The following is a 560-nucleotide window of genomic DNA, read 5'->3' as shown; positions in this document are numbered from 1 at the left end:
CTCGTACAGTCTTACCGTTTACTACTAGGTTACCGCCTTCAACTTCAACAGTACCGTTGAAACGGCCGTGAGTTGAGTCATACTTAAGCATGTAAGCCATGTAATCTACGTCGATTAGGTCGTTGATACCAACAACTTCGATGTCATTACGTTCTTGTGCTGCACGGAATACGAAACGGCCAATACGGCCAAAACCGTTAATACCTACTTTGATAGTCATTATAGTTGCTCCACAACTTAATTTCTGATTAAAGATAACTGGTAGTAAAATTACAAAATCCAGTAAACATCTGCAACAGATAATCCGACTTAACTTGTTTAAAGTCAAAAAAAACTGTCGCTTTTTTTCACAATCACTTACAACTGATTAGTTTTTAGACGTGCTACTGCTTTTCATCACTACCAATTGACGTAAAATAATCAAGATTCGAGGTTATCAATGCTCAAATAACCCGCAATACCATGGTGAAAAAGTATGTGCTACAAAATCATAGGTACGCAAGTTTTTAGCGAAAAAAGTCAAAAATAATTATTAGAAAAATGGAGAAGTTAAAGCGTGG

General features: G+C 36.4%; 1 protein-coding gene. It reads right to left on the bottom strand.

Annotated features, from left to right (window positions below; translation table 11 throughout):
• Window positions 1–220: glyceraldehyde 3-phosphate dehydrogenase NAD-binding domain-containing protein (locus tag ACQY6F_RS19040; protein ID WP_428776695.1), on the bottom strand; the 220-nt coding region annotated here is incomplete at its 3' end.
• Between the last annotated feature and the right edge of the window lie 340 nt (window positions 221–560).

The organism is Vibrio sp. (assembly GCF_050299255.1).
In the GTDB taxonomy this organism is placed as follows: Bacteria; Pseudomonadota; Gammaproteobacteria; order Enterobacterales; family Vibrionaceae; genus Vibrio.
Note: the sequence above shows the minus strand (reverse complement) of the source record. Positions and strands in the feature narration are given on the sequence as shown.